This is a genomic window from Sphingopyxis sp. (genome assembly GCF_965279755.1).
Taxonomy (GTDB): Bacteria; Pseudomonadota; Alphaproteobacteria; order Sphingomonadales; family Sphingomonadaceae; genus Sphingopyxis.
The window spans coordinates 321,259-337,788 of record NZ_OZ257261.1; the positions used below are offsets into that span (position 1 = coordinate 321,259).

Below are 16,530 nucleotides of genomic sequence, written 5' to 3' on the forward strand. Positions count from 1 at the left end.
ACCACCGCCATGCGTGCCAACCCGAACCTCTCGCCCATCCGTAACGGCAAGCGGCGCCTGCTTGAAAGCTGCGCGATTGCCGCCGGGATCGCTGCGCTCGCTTATGGCGGACCGGCGATGGCGCAGGTCGCGGGGACGGGTTCTGTCGTCAGCGGCAGCGCGACCATCTCGCCGCCCGGCCCGGGACCAACCACCGTCGCCACGGGCGGCGCGCAAACTGTTATCAACTGGACCCCCACAGACACCGCCCCGACCGGCGGCGCGATCGATTTCCTGCCCATCGGCAACACGTTGAATTTCAGCGGCAGCGGAAATTATGTGGTGCTCAACCGCTTCGTGAACGGCGGTGGCGGATCACTGAGCCGTCAGATCGCGCTCAACGGCACCGTTAACAGCACTGTCGGCGCCGTATCAGGCTCGCAGGGCGGCAGCATCTGGTTCTATAACGCGGGCGGCATTCTGATCGGCAACGACAGCGTGATCAATGTCGGCAGCCTCGTGCTGACGACCAACGACATCGACCGCACGGGCGGCCTGTTCGGCCCCGGCGGCGAAATCCGCTTCCGCGGCGCGTCGGGCAGCACGGCAGGCATCACCGTCAACGGAGAGATCAACGCGAACCAGGCGCTGACCCCCGGCAGCAGCTATGTCGCACTGGTCGCGCCGCGCATCGTACAGAGCGGGCTTGTCGATGTTTATGGATCGGCCGCCTATGTCGCGGCCGAACAGGCCGATATCCGGATCAACAGCGGCCTCTTCGACATCAATGTCCTCGTCGGGGCAGAGGGCGGAAACGTCATCACCCACACCGGCATCACGCGCGGCCCGGAACAGCAGGCGACCGGCCCGGCGCAGGGCATCTATATGGTCGCGATCCCCAAGAACGACGCGGTGACGATGCTCGTCTCCGGTCAGGTCGGCTATCAGGACGCGCTGTCGGCAACGCAGACCGATTCCGAAGGCCGTATCGTGCTGTCGGCCGGCTATAATGTGACGAACGGCGTAATCGACGTGGCGCCCGTGAACGCGACGGCCGCGAACCTGACGGTCAACGACATCGTCTTTCGCAGCGATGTTACCGGCCACGCCAGCGGCGCCTTCGTCGGACAACCCGTTGGCATGGTCCCGACCGGAGCGCTGCCTTTCGTACCCCCGCCCAATCAGGGTCGTTTCTCGATCCAGGGCAGCGGCACCTTTACCGGCGACGCCAGCGCTACGCTGAATATCAACGCCGGCCGCGCCGGGTTCGTTACAGGAGACCTGACCGTCCGGTCGGACGGCACAGCGACCGCGCCGGGCAGCGCGGCGATCAATATCAACGGCGGCGGGCTGCTGGTCCAGGGCCAGACCTCGATCCTCGCGCCCAGCGTCGTCAATGCGGCGACCGGCAATGCGCAGGGTGGCAATGCCAGCCTCACCATCTCCGCTGGCGGGCTGTTGGTCGCGACCGGGGGGCTTGAGGTGTCGGCCGACGGCTATGGCGGCCTTGACGGCACCGGCCAGGCAAGCGGCGACGGACGCGGCGGCACCGCGACGGTCACCGTCACCGGCACGAACGCCACGGGCGGACGCAGTACGCTGAGCGGCGGCGACGTCTATGTTCACGCCAATGGCTATGGCGCCATTCCCGACCCGTCGGGTACCGACAATGCCACAAACGGCGGCGCAGGCTTCGGCGGCAACGCGACGATCCGGGTCGAAAATGGCGGCAATCTGACGACGACCGGGGATGTTACCGCAGAAGCGAACGGCCAAGGCGGCTTCGGCATAGCCAGCCACGGCGACGGAACCGGCGGTACCTCGCTGGTCGAGGTCGCCGGCCCGGGCGCTACGCTGCAGGCCGGCACAACCAGCATCCGCGCCAGCGGCAGCGGCGACGGGGGCTTCTCTTTCGATCCCCTGACCGGCACGACCATCGCCACGCAGGCGGGCGGCAATGCGCGCGGCGGAAACGCGACGCTCCGCGTCAGCACCGACACCACCTCGATCTCCAACTTTGGCGATGTGAACGTCGATGCCTCGGCCACCGCCGGGACGGCGGGCGGATCCTTCGTTCCCAGCGGCGAGAATGCAACTGGCGGCAATGCGACCGGCGGCACCGCGACCGTCGAGATACTCGGCGGCACAGTCAGCATGAGCTCGCTGCGCGTCGATGCCTTTGGCCAGAGCGGCGGGGCCTATACCGGCAGCGGCACGACGGGTCAGGGCGGCGATGCGCAGGGCGGGACGATCGTCCTTTCGGCCGCCAATGCGGGCTCGACGCTCAACTTCGGCGGCAGCGGCAGCGCATTCCTCGATGCCAGCGGCACCGCATCCTCGGCCGGCCGCGAAAATGCCGGCAGCGGCACCGGCGGCCAGATCACGGTTTCGGCAACCTCGGGCGGGACCATAAGCGGCGCGGCCGGCCTGTTGGCCACCGCGTTCGGGGGCAGCGAGGATATCGCCGGGCTGATCAGCGCGGGAACCGGCACGGGCGGCACCATCGATTTCCGGGCGGACAGCGGCGGTACAATCTCCGCCCTCTTCTATCAGGCGCGAGCGCGCGGCGGCGTCGTCAATACGATCGGCAACAATGGCAATGCGCGCGGCGGCAATATCACGCTGACGGCGCAAAGCGGCGGCAGCATCATCGCCACCGCCGACGGGACGTCATCATTCGACGTCAGCGCTGTTGATGGTGTGAGTGCCGACGGCAGTGCCGCCGACGGCGGGAACATCACGCTGACCGCAGACGGCGGAACGATCAGCATGCTCGGCCTGTCGCTCAGCGCGGACGCGCTGTCGGGTAGCGACGACACGGGGAGCACGTCGCAGGCGAACGGCGGCTTCATAACCATTACCACCGGGACTGATCCCGACAGCCTGATTGCGGTCGATTTCATCGATGCCACGGCCAATGCCCTTGCAGGGGCCAACTACGACGGCTTCTTCTCGACCCCCGGCGAGGCACGGGGCGGCATCATCACCGTTAACATCCAGGGCGGAAGCCTGACGACGGGGGTAAGCTCGCTGTCCGGAATCACGCTGGCAGCCGATGGCACCGGCGGCATTGGCAATGCTGGCACCGGTGGGACGATCGACTTCACCCAGACCGGCGGCACCGTCGATGTCAGCAATCTGATGATCCATGCGAACGGCCAGGGCGGCCGCGGTGGCGACGGCTTCGGCGGCTTTACGACCCTGACCCTTAGCGATGGAACCTTTACTGCGGGCACCGCCTCGCTCTCGGCGAACGGCTTTGGCGGCCAAGGCCTCAACGGCAATGATTTCGATCCGTCCTCCCCTGTCAGCGCCGGAAACGGCGGCAATGGCTATGGTGGCAACGCCACGATCCAGATCGAGGGAACAGCGGTGATCAATACCGCGCTCCTTGATGCCTATGCGGCGGGCAACGGCGGGCGCGGCGGCGATTATGACAGCTATGGCAATGTCACGGGTGCGGGTGGCAATGGCGGTTTCGGCCAGGGCGGCATAGCAACGATCAACCTGGTTTCGGGCGACCTGACCAGCGACGCGGTGGTTGCCGATAGCGGCGGCCTCGGAGGATCGGGCGGCAACGTCTTCACCTCTTTCAGCGGCGGTCCGTCGACCGGTCGCGGCGTCGGCGGCAACGCCGGCGATGGGCTAGGCGGCACATCGACCCTGAATCTTCGCGGTGCGACGCTGACGATCGGCGAAAGCCTGACCAGCCAGTCGGTCGGCGAAGGCGGCAGCGGCGGCTATGGCACGACCGGCGGCGCCGGCGGCCGCGGCTTCGGCGGGATCGCGCAGTCGATCGTCGATAATTATGACGCCGGCGCGCTGCCGCTGTTCCTCGACAGTTCGGCCGTAGGTGGAGCCGGCGGCACCGGATTCGATGGCTCGGGCGGCAACGGCGGCGACGCCCAAGGCGGCACGTCGCGGGCTGTGGCCAATGGCGCCAATGGCGCGATGATCGTCTCGCAAGGCAATTTCCGGACCGACGCGACGGGCGGCCTCGGCGGCTCGGCCTTCACCGACTTCTCTTCCACGCCCGCAACCGCGGGCCGCGGCGGCGATGGCGGTTTCGGCTATGGCGGAACGATCGAAGTCGTCGCCAACGACGGCGCAACGGTCACGCTCGGTACCGGTAGCACCGGCGGCGACGAATTCAGCAGCACCGGCACGGGAGGTGACGGCGGCCGCGGTGCCGACAATCCGAACACGATCACCCTGCCCGGCCCCGACGGGATTCTCGGCACCGCCGACGATATCACCCAGGGTCTGGTCGGCGGCGACGGCGGCTTCGGTGGCGGGGGCATCGGCGGAACAGTACGCCTGCTCGCCAACGGCGGCACGATCACCTCGAACGGCGCTCCTGTAACGATCACGGTGGGCGGCGTATCGGGCGTCGGCGGCGACGGCGGCGTCGGATCGGGCGGCAATGGATCTTGCTGCTCGATCGCTTTTGGCGATCAGGGCGGCCGCGTCATTTTCGAGGCGCTGGCAAACGCCACCGGGCCCGGGCAGATCAGCCTTGGCGATACGGTCATCCAGGCGAACGGCGGCCTCGCGGGCCGTATCGAGATGCGAACCGATAGCCAGATTACGATGACCAGCCTCGACGCGCAGGCCTATGGCTTTGCCCAGCCGACGAATAACGACACGGACACGACACCCGCCGGGATATTCCTGGCGGCCACAGGCGGTTCGATCCGCACGACGGGCGACATGGTGCTCCGCACCGACAGCTCGGTTGGCGCCTATGCTCAGGCGAGCGGTCAGGTCAGCGCAAGCGGCAATCTGACCATCGAGGCCGGCGATCAGGTCGACCTGCGTCACGAATTCCGCGCCGAGGACGAAACTCCCACACTCTTCGCGGCCGGCGACCTCTCGATCACCGCGGGCACGAGCATCAGCGGCGCCCCCGGCACGCTGATCGAGTCGGACGGCAATATGTCCCTGACCGCAGGCTCCATCGGCCTGGATCGCGTTGGAAGCTTCGCGTCGCTTTCCGCCATAGCGACGACCGGCGGCGTCACGATCAACAATGCCGAGATCGAAGGCAATATCGGAATCTTCGCGCAGGGCGACATCACCGGCAATTACAGCGCCGGCGGAGACGCGTTCCTCAGCTCGGGTCGCAACATCGTCGCATCGGTGAATGCTGCGGGCGGCTTCCCCGAGCCGACGAACAGCGACGTCCGTACCGCCGGCAACGTTTATATCGACGCGGCGGGCAATGTGACGCTAAACGACAGCAGCGCCACCGGCATGTTCGGCGTCAACGCCCAGTCGGTCGCGTTGACCAACGTTACCGCGGGCGAAGACATGCTCGTGCTGGCGCAAGGCACCGCCAACCTGTCGGGCATCACGGTCGGCGACGATCTCGACGTTCGCGCGACGGGAGCGATCACCGCGACCAATGTCAGCGCCACGGGGCTTGGCCCCGACGGCTTCTTCCTCGACTATTCGCCGTCGGGCGGCTTCACCATCAGCCAGGGCGAAGGCCAGTCGGCGCTCGACGGTTCGGACATCGATCTTCAGTCCTCGACCGCCTCGATCGACGCCACGAACCTTTCGGCGGGCGACGATATCTTCCTGAATGCCTTGACGACGATCGCGCTCAACGGCGCGACGACGCTTGGCCTCGGCACCACCGGCGGCGACAGCAGCATTCGCACCACCGGCGGCGACACGACGCTGGCGGGCCTCAATGCCTTCAGCAACGTCGTCGTCGGCGCCGACGGTACGGCGAATGTCACCGGCACGGTCCGGGCAGGCAACGACGTCACCATCAACGCCAATGCCGTCACGCTCGCCGATATTCCGACCAGCGGCGCCCCGATCGACACGATCACGGCCGGCCGCGACATCGCGATCACATCGGTCGCGGACATTTCGGGCGGCGGCATCCTGACTGCGGGACGCAGCCTGACGCTCGATGCGGGCGGCGCGATCGACATCACCCAGGGCGAAAGCGGCGACGATGGCGAGATGACCCTGACCGGCGTTACCGGGATTCAGGCCGATCAGCTCTACAGCCGCGGCCTGACGACGCTGACCGCCGACAATGGCGATATCCGCGTCGGCAACCTCGGTTCGCTTGGCGAGGTCAGCATCAGCGCGAACAGCCTCGACATCGGGACCAACGGGCCGATCACCTTCGCGAACATCGATACCGATGCCGGCGACGCGACGATCCGGTCGAACAACCGGATGATCGTCAACAACGCCACGATCGCGGGCACCGCGCGCTTCAGCAACAGCGGCGAACATCTGATCGTCAACAGCCTCACCGCCAACGCGGCGGAGTTCAACGCGAACGAGATGCTGTCGATGACCAGTGTCAGCGTGGCGACCAGCCTGATTGCGGACGCTGGAACGACGATCGCCATCGACGGTGTCGTCACCGGGCGCGACATTTCGCTGGCGTCGGCGGACATCGACATCACGTCGACCGGCCGGGTCGGAACGGAAGGGGTGACGCAAAGCCTGACGCTCGAAAACAACGACGACGAGCAGCAGACCTTTGTGGGCGGGACCGGAAGCCGGAACGGCTATCATGTCGATACCGCCGAACTGACCCGCCTGTTCGGACGCGACATCGAAATCTTCGCCCCCGAGGTCGATACCGTGGGTCAGGATTCGATCGGCAGTGCGGCGCCGCCCGACGTCATCGTCGACACCTTCACGATGACCGGCGGCACATCGGGATCGAACCTCGGCACCAACGGCTCGCTGACGATCACGACCCCGGGCAAGATGCGCGTGATCGGCAATGTCCAGCTGACCGGCCTGTCGAACGACAATGCGCTCAACCTGAACGCCGACGACGCGCTCGAGGTCATTCTGGGTCAGGGCACGATCCGCCTGCTCGGTGCGAACAATGCACCGGGCGGCCAGCTCAACATGGCGTCGGACGACATCATCGTTGCGACGGCAGCGGCGATCACCGATGTCGGCAATGCGACGACGACCGATGCGATCAACACCCGCCTTGGCCAGAACGACGGGATCGTGCTCGACGAGGGCGCGCTGTTCGCCCGCGGCATCCGCTTCAGCGTCAGCGGCGGCGTCTATGTCCAGAACAGCGGTGCCGGGACCGACTTCGGCCAGCGCCGCGGCCTGACCTTCGGCGACGGCGGGCTGAGCATCACGCCCAGCGGATCGCCCCGCGTCGTCATCAACGGCGTCCAGATCGGCCCGAACGGGCAGATCACGGGCCTCGACGTCATCCCGGCGCTGTCGATCACCCCGAATGCAGCGGGCATTCCCGGAACGATCGATCCGCGATCGACCTTCAACGGCTGCCTCATCGCCAACACCGGAAGCTGCACGATGGTCTCCTTCGAGCCCACCAATCTCTTCCCCGTCCAGGACGTGGTCGAGGATGAGGATGGCAACGGCGACAGCGGGGACGGCACCAGTCTGCCGACCGCGCTGATCACGATGCGCGACCTCGATCCGCTGACCGGCGAGCCGTTGCTCGACGATCCGGTGACCGGCGCAGGCAACGACGATCTGTGGACGCCGACGACCGACAGCCAGCAGCCGTAAGCCTTTCGGTTGACGGAACACCCCGGAGCGGGGCAAGGGCGCGATCATGACCGACGCCCCTGCCCCCTTGCGGCTGTTCAACAGCCTGACGCGCAGCCTGGAAGAATTCCAGCCCGTCCACTCCGGCGAAGCGCGCGTCTATTCGTGCGGGCCGACAGTCTATAATTTCCAGCATATCGGCAATATGCGCGCCTATGTCTTCGCCGACACGCTCGGCCGGACGCTGGCGTTCAAGGGCTATGCGCTGCGCCATATCATCAACATCACCGATGTCGGTCATCTGACCTCCGATTCCGATGCCGGCGACGACAAGATGGAAAAGGCGGCAGCATCGCAGGGAAAGACCGCATGGGACATCGCGGCTTTCTACACCGCCGAATTCAAGCGCGACCTGTCATGGCTGAATGTGCGCGATCCCGCCAAATGGACGGTGGCGACCGACTATGTGCCGCGGATGATCGACTTCGCGAAAAGCATCGCCTCTCGCCATTGCTACGAACTCGATAGCGGCCTCTATTTCGACGTCTCGACCGTGGCCGACTATGGCCGGCTCGCGCGCGCCGTCACCGACGATGGCGAGGGCCGTATCGAAGAGGTCGAAGGCAAGCGCCATGCGGCGGACTTTGCGATCTGGCGCAAGACGCCCGACGGCGAGACGCGCCAGATGGAATGGGATTCGCCCTGGGGCCGCGGCGCTCCCGGCTGGCACCTCGAATGTTCGGTAATGGGCGAAGCCGAACTCGGCATGCCCTTCGACATTCACACCGGCGGCATCGATCACCGCGAAATTCATCACCCGAACGAGATCGCCCAGAATCAGGCGTATCGCGGCTGCGGCAGCCTCGATTGCGCCGAGCATTCAGGCGCCCGGATGTGGATGCACAATAATTTCCTGATTGACCGCGGCGGCAAGATGTCAAAGTCCACCGGGGAATTCTTGCGGCTGCAACTGCTTGTCGATCGTGGCTACCACCCGCTCGCCTATCGTCTGATGTGCCTGCAGGCGCATTATCGCAGCGAGCTGGAATTCAGCTGGGACGGCCTCGGCGCGGCGCTCACGCGCCTCAAGCGGCTGGTGATGGCCGCCGCGCCGACGCGCGAGGCCGAAACGGCCGAGCTCACGGATCGCCGCCTTGTCGATCTGCTCGCCAAATTCGACGCCGCGATATCCGACGATCTCAATACAGCCGTCGCGCTCACCCTGATCGAAGAGGCTGTGGCGCTCAAAAAGATCGACGCCGGTCAGAAGCGTGCAGCCCTCGCCGTGATGGACGACGTCCTGGGGCTGCAACTCCTGACGCTGTCTCGCGCCGATCTCCGCGTGCGCCCGAAGGCCGCGACGATCGGCGAGGATGACATCGAAGCCACGCTTGCGCGCCGCAAGGAAGCCCGCGCCGCCAGGGATTTCGCGGCATCGGACACGCTTCGCGACGAGCTTGTCGCCGCAGGGGTCGAAGTGATGGACGGCGACCCGCTCGGCTGGGACTGGCGCCTCGCCAATTAGAGGCTTGTCGCCGCCCGGCGCGCTGCTAGCTTCGTTGCATGTCGCAACCGATCTGCTGGCTTCTTGTCGGACTTGTCCATCTGATCCCGGCGCTGGCGCTGTTCCGGCCCGGTCTGATCACGCGGCTTTATGGCGTCCAGCCGGGCAGCCCGGTCTTCTTGCTGATGCATCACCGCGCGGCGCTGTTCTTCGCCGTTCTCGTCGCCTGCCTATGGGCGGCCTTCGACGCCGACGGGCGCAAGCTTGCAACCGTCGTCGCGGCGATCAGCATGCTCAGCTTCCTGTTTCTCTATCAGATGCGCGGCCGCCCGGCCGCGCTTGGCACCATCGCCCTCGTCGACCTGATCGGCCTTGTCCCGCTGGGATGGGCCGGCTGGCACGCCTTTCAGCAGTAGGAAGAATATGACCAAGACCGTCACCGTCCTGTCGAGCCTGATCCGGCCGCTTGTCGAGAACCGCCTGCCCGACTGGGTCGAGCCGCGCTTTTTCATGACCAAGGAAGAGGCGCTGGAACTGGCGCCCGACGCCGAAATCGGCTGGTTCGACATGCACGACAAGAAGGACATGGCCGCGATCATCACCGCCGCCACGCAGCTCAAGTGGCTGAACTCGATCTATGCCGGCGTCGACGGCATGCCGCTCGACCTGCTCCGGACGCGCGGCACGGTGCTGACCAACGGCGCGGGGATCAACGCGATCACCATCGCCGAATATGTCGTGATGGGCATGCTCACCGTCGCCAAAGGCTATCGCGAGGTCGTGCGCGCGCAGGATCGGCGCGAATGGCTGACGGATTCGCCCGGCAAGGTCGAACTGTTCGGATCGAAGGCGCTGCTGCTCGGCTATGGTGCAATCGGCAAGCTGATCGAGGAACGGCTGAAAGCCTTTGCGGTCGACGTCACAATCGTCCGCCGTTCGGCCGGCCCGAACACGCTGACGCCCGACCAGTGGCGGGCCAAGCTCGGCGATTTCGACTGGGTGATCCTTGCGGTCCCCGCGACGGCAGAAACCGACGGCATGATCGGCGCCGCCGAACTCGCGGCCATGAAGCCCACCGCAACGCTGATCAACATCGCACGCGGCAGCGTCGTCGATCAGGACGCGCTGGTCGCCGCGCTCGATGCGCAGCAGATCGCTGCCGCCTTTCTCGACGTGACGACGCCCGAACCGCTGCCTGCCGACGATGCGCTGTGGAGCCTCGACAACGCGCATGTCACGATGCACTTGTCCGGCCGCGCGCAGGACAAGATGTTCGTCCGCTCGGCGCAGCGCTTCCTCGAAAATCTGGATCGCTGGAAAAAGGGCGAGGCCGTCGAACCGCGCGTCGATTTGTCGCTCGGCTACTGACCCGGCCGTTCGGCCTTCAATTCGCGCACCAGCGGCTGCAACCGCTCGTCATATTTGGCGAGCATCGTGTGTGCGCCGGCATGGTCGTAGAAGCTGACGAGTTCGCGCCCGTTCCAGCGATGCAGCGCGTAGGCGGGGTCTTCGGCGACGATCATCGGGCGGTCGTCGGGCTTGTTCTCGTCGATCGGGCGAAGGTCGAGCGACACCTGCGGCGCGGTCGACGAGCAGATCGCGACCGTCCGGCCTTCCCACGCCACGGTAACGCTGCGATGCAGATGGCCGCAGATCAGCCCGCGCACCTGCGGATGGCGCCGGACCACGTCGGTGAAGGTCGCGACCCACGGTTCGTCGGGGTCGGTGTTCATCCACTCGATACCGCTCTCGACCGGCGGATGGTGCATGACGATATAGGTCGGCTTGGCGGGGTCTTTCGACAGCTCGGCGTCGAGCCATGCCGCGCGCTGCTCGCAAAAGGCGCCGCCGTGACGCCCTTCCTCCAGCGTATCGATCGTCACCAGACGCAGCTCGGGAAGCTCGATCGTGTACTGGATGAAGCCATTGCCGTCACCGAAGCCCGGGAAATGCGTGTGGAAGCTGTCGCGCAAATCATGGTTGCCGACACTGGGCCAGACCGGAAACGGACAGCGCGAAAAGGCGGTGACGAGGCGGCGATAGCTGTCGGGATCGCCGCGGTCGGTAATATCGCCCGTCGCGAGCAGCAGATCCGGACGGTTCGGCCCCTCGATCAGCACGTCGAGCACGTCGTCGAGCCGCTTGCGGTTATACTCCGCCGGATTGTCGGGATCGAACCCGATATGGATATCGGTGATCTGCGCGATCAGCATATCCGTCCCCTGCTCCCCGCCGGTCGACCCCGGACCAAATCCTAGCCGCCCCGCCTTGCCCCGTGCAGGGCGGGTGTGCGCCAGGTCACATCATAGAGTCCCCGCCCCGGCGAGCCTGTGACCATGCTCACACCATAGATAGCCCGAAGAGGTTTATTTGTGATTGCCGCGCTGTTTACCTTACGTTGGCGTGCAGGCATCCACGGTTTGCCACCATCCGAATGATATTCGTGACACATCGCGCACGGCGATTCGGTCGCGGTCTCGACCTTTACCAGCCGCGCCCCGGTTTCACCGACATGGCAGTCGCGACATTGACGAAGCCCGGGAATGAGCAGGTCGGTCGCGGCCTTCGATCCGGGCGCGGCGGTGTGGCAATCGGCGCATTCGGTTTCCTTGTGCGCGTCATGGTCGAACCAGCCCTTGGCCAGATAGCGTTGCGTCTGATCGACTGGTACCACGCGCCAGTTGTTGCCCGAAGCCGGCGGAACGATCGTGTGGCAATCGTAGCAGGCGCCGCCCTTCGAGAAGACGGCGCGCACCGCATCCTCGGCGCGGTTCGGCCGCACCGCGACTTCGCGGAAATAGATGTTGTAGACCTGTCCCTCGGCATAGGCGCCGGGCCGGCGGCGCTCCATCCCGCCGAGTTGCAGCGGCCGTGTCGGCGGCGTCGAGCGATAATAAGCGAAGAGGTCGGCGACGACCTGATCGGGCTCGCCGTGGCGGAGCGTGCGGGTCACCCCACCGACGGTCTCGAACGCCAGACTGTGGCACATCGCGCAGTCGCGTTCCATCTCGACCGGCTTGATCCGCACGCCGTCGGCCTCGGGCCGGTGGCAATTCTGGCACTCCAGCTTCTTGCCGAAATCATAGCGGCCCCGGAAACTGGCCGCCATGCGCGCCACCCCGCCGGTCGCCTGCAGGTGCACGTCATGCGGGAATTTCAAACCGTCGTGATCGACCGGCTTGCTGCCCGGCATCGCGCGCACCGGCTTTGCGCCGGGCGCCGTGCGGACGAGCGGGCGGAATTCGGGATGGCTCGTCCCGAAGTCAGCCGCATCGGCGACCGTCGGCTTGAAGCCCGCGTTGATCAGCCGCGCCTTCATCCCATCATGACAGTCGGCGCAGAATTTCTGGGGTGTCGCGGGCATCGGCCCGGCACCCTCATGCTCGGTATGGCAATCGACGCAGCGCCCCTGCGGCCGGTTGAACGTATCGGCGAAGCCCTTGAGAATGCGCTCGCCGACACCCGGTGGATGCCGCGCGGCGAGCAGCATCGCGGTCGGCGCATTGGCGTGCGCCATGCTCATCGCCTTGTGCTCGCCCGTGTGGCAGCCGACGCACGCCTTGTCGGTCACCGCGACGAACGGCTCGACGTGACACGACTGGCAGTCGTTCTTGAGGCTGGCGTGTGCGCTCGACAGCGGCCCCGACGACCAGGCGGTATCGGCGTGATAGCCCTGCGGCCGCTCGTCGACGCCCTTGAAGCTGTGCCACGCCCAGATCGGCCCGATCAGGAAGGCGAGCAGGACGAGGATGCCGAATGTCCACGCCCCCATGCGCTTGCCCGGCATGACCCCGGCGAGCGAGAAAGCCTTTACCTCGTCGACGTCCTTCGACGATTGCGACAGCTCGTCGATCCGCTCGACGAGCAGGATGATGGCCTCGCCCTCGCGCGCGATCGTCAGGCGGTGGCCGCCGAAGCGCAGTTCGGCGCCCGCGGCGCTGTCGATGTCGGCCGCATCGACCGTGCGGCCGTTGAAATCGAACCCCAGCCCCTCGCTCGCCTGCACGCGAACGTGGCGACCGTCGCCGCTGCTGATCGTCGCATGCTGCGGGTTCACCGCAAGGTCGGCGATATGGATGATGTTGGTGCCGTCGCGGCCGAGCGTGATCGTGTCGCCCGGCAGCGCCTGGTCGCGAATGATCTGCTTGCCCGTTTTCGTCGTCGAAATGCGGCGCAGGATGAAGCTCATGATCCCCCTCCCCGCCTTACCAATAGAAGAAGACGCTGATGATGTGCGCCGACAGCGCTGCGATCAGCGCAAAGGTCAGCGGCACATGCACATAAAGCCAGATTTCGAGCAGCGCCCGGATACGAAGGTGCTGGCGCAGCCGCGCAAGCGCGGCCTCTTTCTGCGAGAGCAGCCCGATCACCTTCGTGCGCGCTTCGGCATCGCTGCTCCGCGACTGGCCGAGCGTGCGCAGCGCCGCAGCGGTCGCGCAGCGTGGATAACGCCCCGACAGGCGCGCGCCGATGCTGCCTGCGAATGGATCTTCGTCGAGCGCCGCGAGCACCGGCGCCGTATCCTCGGGCGTCAGCGGCTGCGCGGCGGCGTGAAGCTGACGATCGAAGGCACGGATCGCCTCGAGCATCTGCATCTGCGTCATTTCGTCGCGATTGTTCGAGAGCGCGGCGGGCAGTGTCGAATACACGATGACGCCGTAAAGCCCCGACAGGATCACCAGCATCATCAGCACCCAGGCGAGCGTATGAACGTTCCAGCCAAGCTGGAAGCCTGTGTGCCAGGTGCCGACGACGATCAGGCTGAGACCAAGATAGACGTGCGCCGACGTCCACGCCTTCAGCGACCAGTGGTCGCTCGTCATCCGGCGTTTACGATATCCGAGAGCGGTGAGCCAGAGGATCAACAAGGCCCCGATCGTGCCGAGCGTATAACCGTACCAGCTTCCGCCACTGTGGCGCGGCGTGACGTCGACCAGCGCGTAGGAGACGATGATGAGCAGACAGAGCCCGCCCGAAATCTTGGCCCAGCGGAACCCGGCATAGCGCAGGAACCCCTCGTGCCGCCGCTCGCGAACGCGCTCGGTCTGGGTCGCCTTGCTGCGACGCCGCTGAAAGAGTGACGCCATCAGCCCGCGTCCTCTTCAAGCCGCGCGATCGAGAGGAACTCTTCCGGGGAGACGCGGATCGCGGCGCCGGTCGGACAGGCGCGAACGCAGGCGGGGCCGCCCGAAATGCCTTTGCACATGTCGCATTTGACCGCGATCTTCTTGGGCTTTTCCTCGCCCAATTGCTTCTTGGTCCATTTGGGCGAGGGCTCGCCCGGGCCGGGTCCGAAACCGGTCAGCAGCCAGCGCAGCAGGCTCGGCTTCTGCGGCGGCGCCGCCTCCATGCGGATCACGCCATAGGGGCAGTTGCGCATGCAGTTGCCGCAGCCGATGCACCCCGGCTCCATGAACACTTCGCCATCGGGGCCGCGGTGAATGACGTTCGGCGGGCAGTCGGCCATGCAATGCGGATGCTCGCAGTGGCGGCAACTGGTCGGCACGTGCAGATGCGCAAAGGTCTTGCCCGCCTCGCGGTCGAGCCGCGACAGCCCTTCGTGGCTGTCGGCGCAGGCCTTTTCGCAATTGTCGCAGCCGACGCAGAGATTTTCGTCGATCAGCAGCGCGTCGGTTGCCTCGCCCAGACCTTCCTTCATGATGAAGCTGGCCGTGTCCGAATAGAGATCGACCGCGTTCGAATAGCTGGCCTTGCGCGATTCGATGAAACTGTTCATCTGTGCGCGCTCGGCGACAGCCGCCTCGGTCGCCTCGCGCACCTGCGGACGCTTGGCGAGCATTTCCTTGAACTGCTGCCCCTTGAGCCGGATGACTTCGCTCGCGACGGCCGCCTTGACGGTCGCGTTGCGCGGCGCCCCGCTCAGGACCGCCATTTCGCCGAAAAAGCTGCCGGCGGGAAGGTAACGGAGGAAGATCGGCTTGCCGCCGATGTCCTTCTCGACGACCATCGATCCCGAACGAATGACATAGACGTCGTCGCCCTCATCTCCCTCCGCCAGCACGACCTTGCCCGCCGGGAAGCGCTCGATCGCGGGATCTTCGACGATCGGCTGGAGATCCTCGACGGTCAGCCCGCCCTTGAAGATCTGGAGCAGCTGGCGTTCGAGCGAGATGCGGTTGATCACGCGCTTGGCGCCCGGAACCGCGGCCATCAGCTTGAGCGCCGCGGTGCGCGAGACCTCGACGAAGATGCTGTCAGCGCCGGCACGGATCGTTGCGCCGCGCTTGCGGCCGGAAATCAGGCCAACCTCGCCAAAGATCGATCCCTGCTCGATCGGCACGGTAAAGTCCGGGCCAACCTCGACCTCGGCATGGCCGTCGGCGATCGCGAACAGCGACGATCCGGGATCGCCCTTTTCGAATACGACATCGCCCTTGCTGTAAAAGGCTACCTTCGAATCGAGCATGAATTCGCGCATCTGCAACGGCGAAACATCGGCGAAAATCCGTACCCGCTCGCGCAGGAAATCGAGCCACTCCGCAACGCTCTTTTGCTGCGGCAGACCAGCAAAGATCGCCGCCAGATCCTTTTCGTCGGCAGGCGTCAGGCTGGTGTTGCCGTTTATGAATTCAACGACGTCATAGCCCTGATTCATGCAGTGCTTGATCAGCGGATAGCCCGCAAGCGCACCGATCACGAAAATGCCGGGAACGGTCGATTCAAAGGTAGGCGACAGCTTTGGAAAGGCCTCGCGGTCCGGGCCGGTGAATTCGATCCCCATCGATTCGACGAAGCCCCGCGGAGCGACCGACCCCAGGCGCGCAACGATCACATCGCATTCGATTTTCTCGTCACCCGTAGGCGTTTCGAGCGTCAGCCAGCCCGGTTCGACCAGCTTCGGCTGCGTTTCGGTGCGGATGCTCATCAGCCCGTTCTCACCCGCCTCCATCATGTCGGAGACGTTCTTGGCCTTGGCGCGCGCGAAGTCCTTTGAGCGATTGAGGATGGTGACGGTGTTCTCGAGCGCCTCTTCGGCGACGCCGAGCGCATTCTCGATCCCGGCGTCGCCCGATCCGACGACGGTGATATGCCTGTCCTTGAAATCTTCGGGATCATCGACGGTGTAGATGATATGCGGCAGGTCGTTGCCGGGGCAGCGCATGCGGTTCGGATTGCCCTGCGTTCCGATCGCGAGAATGATGTTCTCGGCGTGAAAGACATCGCCCTTGGTGGTCTTGATCGCGAACGCGCCCTTCTGGCCGGTCACTTCGGCGACTTCGGCATGATAGGCGACATTGACCTTGTTGTTCGCGGCGTCCTCGTCCCAGTTACCGAGGATATATTCGCGTGCGCCCTCGGCGAACCGGCAGTCGGAGCGCAGGTCGAGCCGCTCGGGCGTCGCAAGAACGCGCTTGCCCTTCTGGTATTTGTAGATGGTGTCGGAGAGGTGGTCGGTCTTTTCGAGCAGGATATGGCTCAGCCCGAGCTGCCCGGCGCGCGACGCCGCGCTCAGCCCGGCCGGGCCCGATCCGATGATCGCAACCTTCACCGCTTCGCTCATGCGCGCC

8 protein-coding genes are annotated in these 16,530 nt (G+C 65.7%); 4 read left to right on the plus strand and 4 right to left on the minus strand.

The annotated features are described in order from the left end of the window. The first annotated feature begins 9 nt into the window (after nucleotides 1-9). The 4 genes from ACQY80_RS01650 to ACQY80_RS01665 are packed head-to-tail and all read left to right on the plus strand — an operon-like array spanning nucleotide 10 to nucleotide 10,369. Nucleotides 10-7,518 carry a hypothetical protein gene (locus tag ACQY80_RS01650; RefSeq protein ID WP_428682992.1) on the plus strand — a complete coding sequence of 2,503 codons (7,509 nt, stop codon included), beginning with the start codon at nucleotides 10-12 and terminating at the stop codon, nucleotides 7,516-7,518. A gap of 46 nt (nucleotides 7,519-7,564) precedes the next feature. After that, the gene (gene cysS, locus ACQY80_RS01655; protein ID WP_428682994.1) at nucleotides 7,565-9,022 is read left to right on the plus strand and encodes a cysteine--tRNA ligase; all 1,458 of its coding nucleotides are present in this window, start codon (nucleotides 7,565-7,567) and stop codon (nucleotides 9,020-9,022) included. 38 nt (nucleotides 9,023-9,060) lie between these two features. Next, nucleotides 9,061-9,417, plus strand: a complete 357-nt coding sequence (locus ACQY80_RS01660; RefSeq protein WP_428682996.1) for a hypothetical protein — start codon at nucleotides 9,061-9,063, stop codon at nucleotides 9,415-9,417. Nucleotides 9,418-9,424: 7 nt separating this feature from the next. After that, complete coding sequence (locus tag ACQY80_RS01665; protein ID WP_428682998.1) at nucleotides 9,425-10,369, plus strand: D-2-hydroxyacid dehydrogenase; 945 nt, start codon at nucleotides 9,425-9,427, stop codon at nucleotides 10,367-10,369. Here ACQY80_RS01665 and ACQY80_RS01670 read toward each other — a convergent pair. Genes ACQY80_RS01670 through ACQY80_RS01685 form a run of 4 tightly spaced genes read right to left on the minus strand, consistent with a single transcriptional unit; the run spans nucleotide 10,363 to nucleotide 16,523 of the window. Further along, a complete protein-coding gene (locus ACQY80_RS01670; protein ID WP_428683000.1) occupies nucleotides 10,363-11,214 on the minus strand; it encodes a metallophosphoesterase in 852 nt (283 codons plus the stop codon). The two genes, ACQY80_RS01665 and ACQY80_RS01670, sit on opposite strands and share 7 nt — an antisense overlap. 41 nt (nucleotides 11,215-11,255) lie before the next feature. Continuing rightward, on the minus strand, nucleotides 11,256-13,190 hold the full coding sequence (locus ACQY80_RS01675) for a cytochrome c3 family protein (protein WP_428683002.1): 1,935 nt from the start codon (nucleotides 13,188-13,190) through the stop codon (nucleotides 11,256-11,258). 16 nt (nucleotides 13,191-13,206) lie between these two features. Then, nucleotides 13,207-14,088, minus strand: a complete 882-nt coding sequence (locus tag ACQY80_RS01680) for a hypothetical protein (RefSeq protein ID WP_428683004.1) — start codon at nucleotides 14,086-14,088, stop codon at nucleotides 13,207-13,209. Further along, complete coding sequence (locus ACQY80_RS01685; RefSeq protein WP_428683006.1) at nucleotides 14,088-16,523, minus strand: cyclic nucleotide-binding domain-containing protein; 2,436 nt, start codon at nucleotides 16,521-16,523, stop codon at nucleotides 14,088-14,090. The genes ACQY80_RS01680 and ACQY80_RS01685 overlap by 1 nt, the downstream gene beginning before the upstream one ends. Between the last annotated feature and the right edge of the window lie 7 nt (nucleotides 16,524-16,530).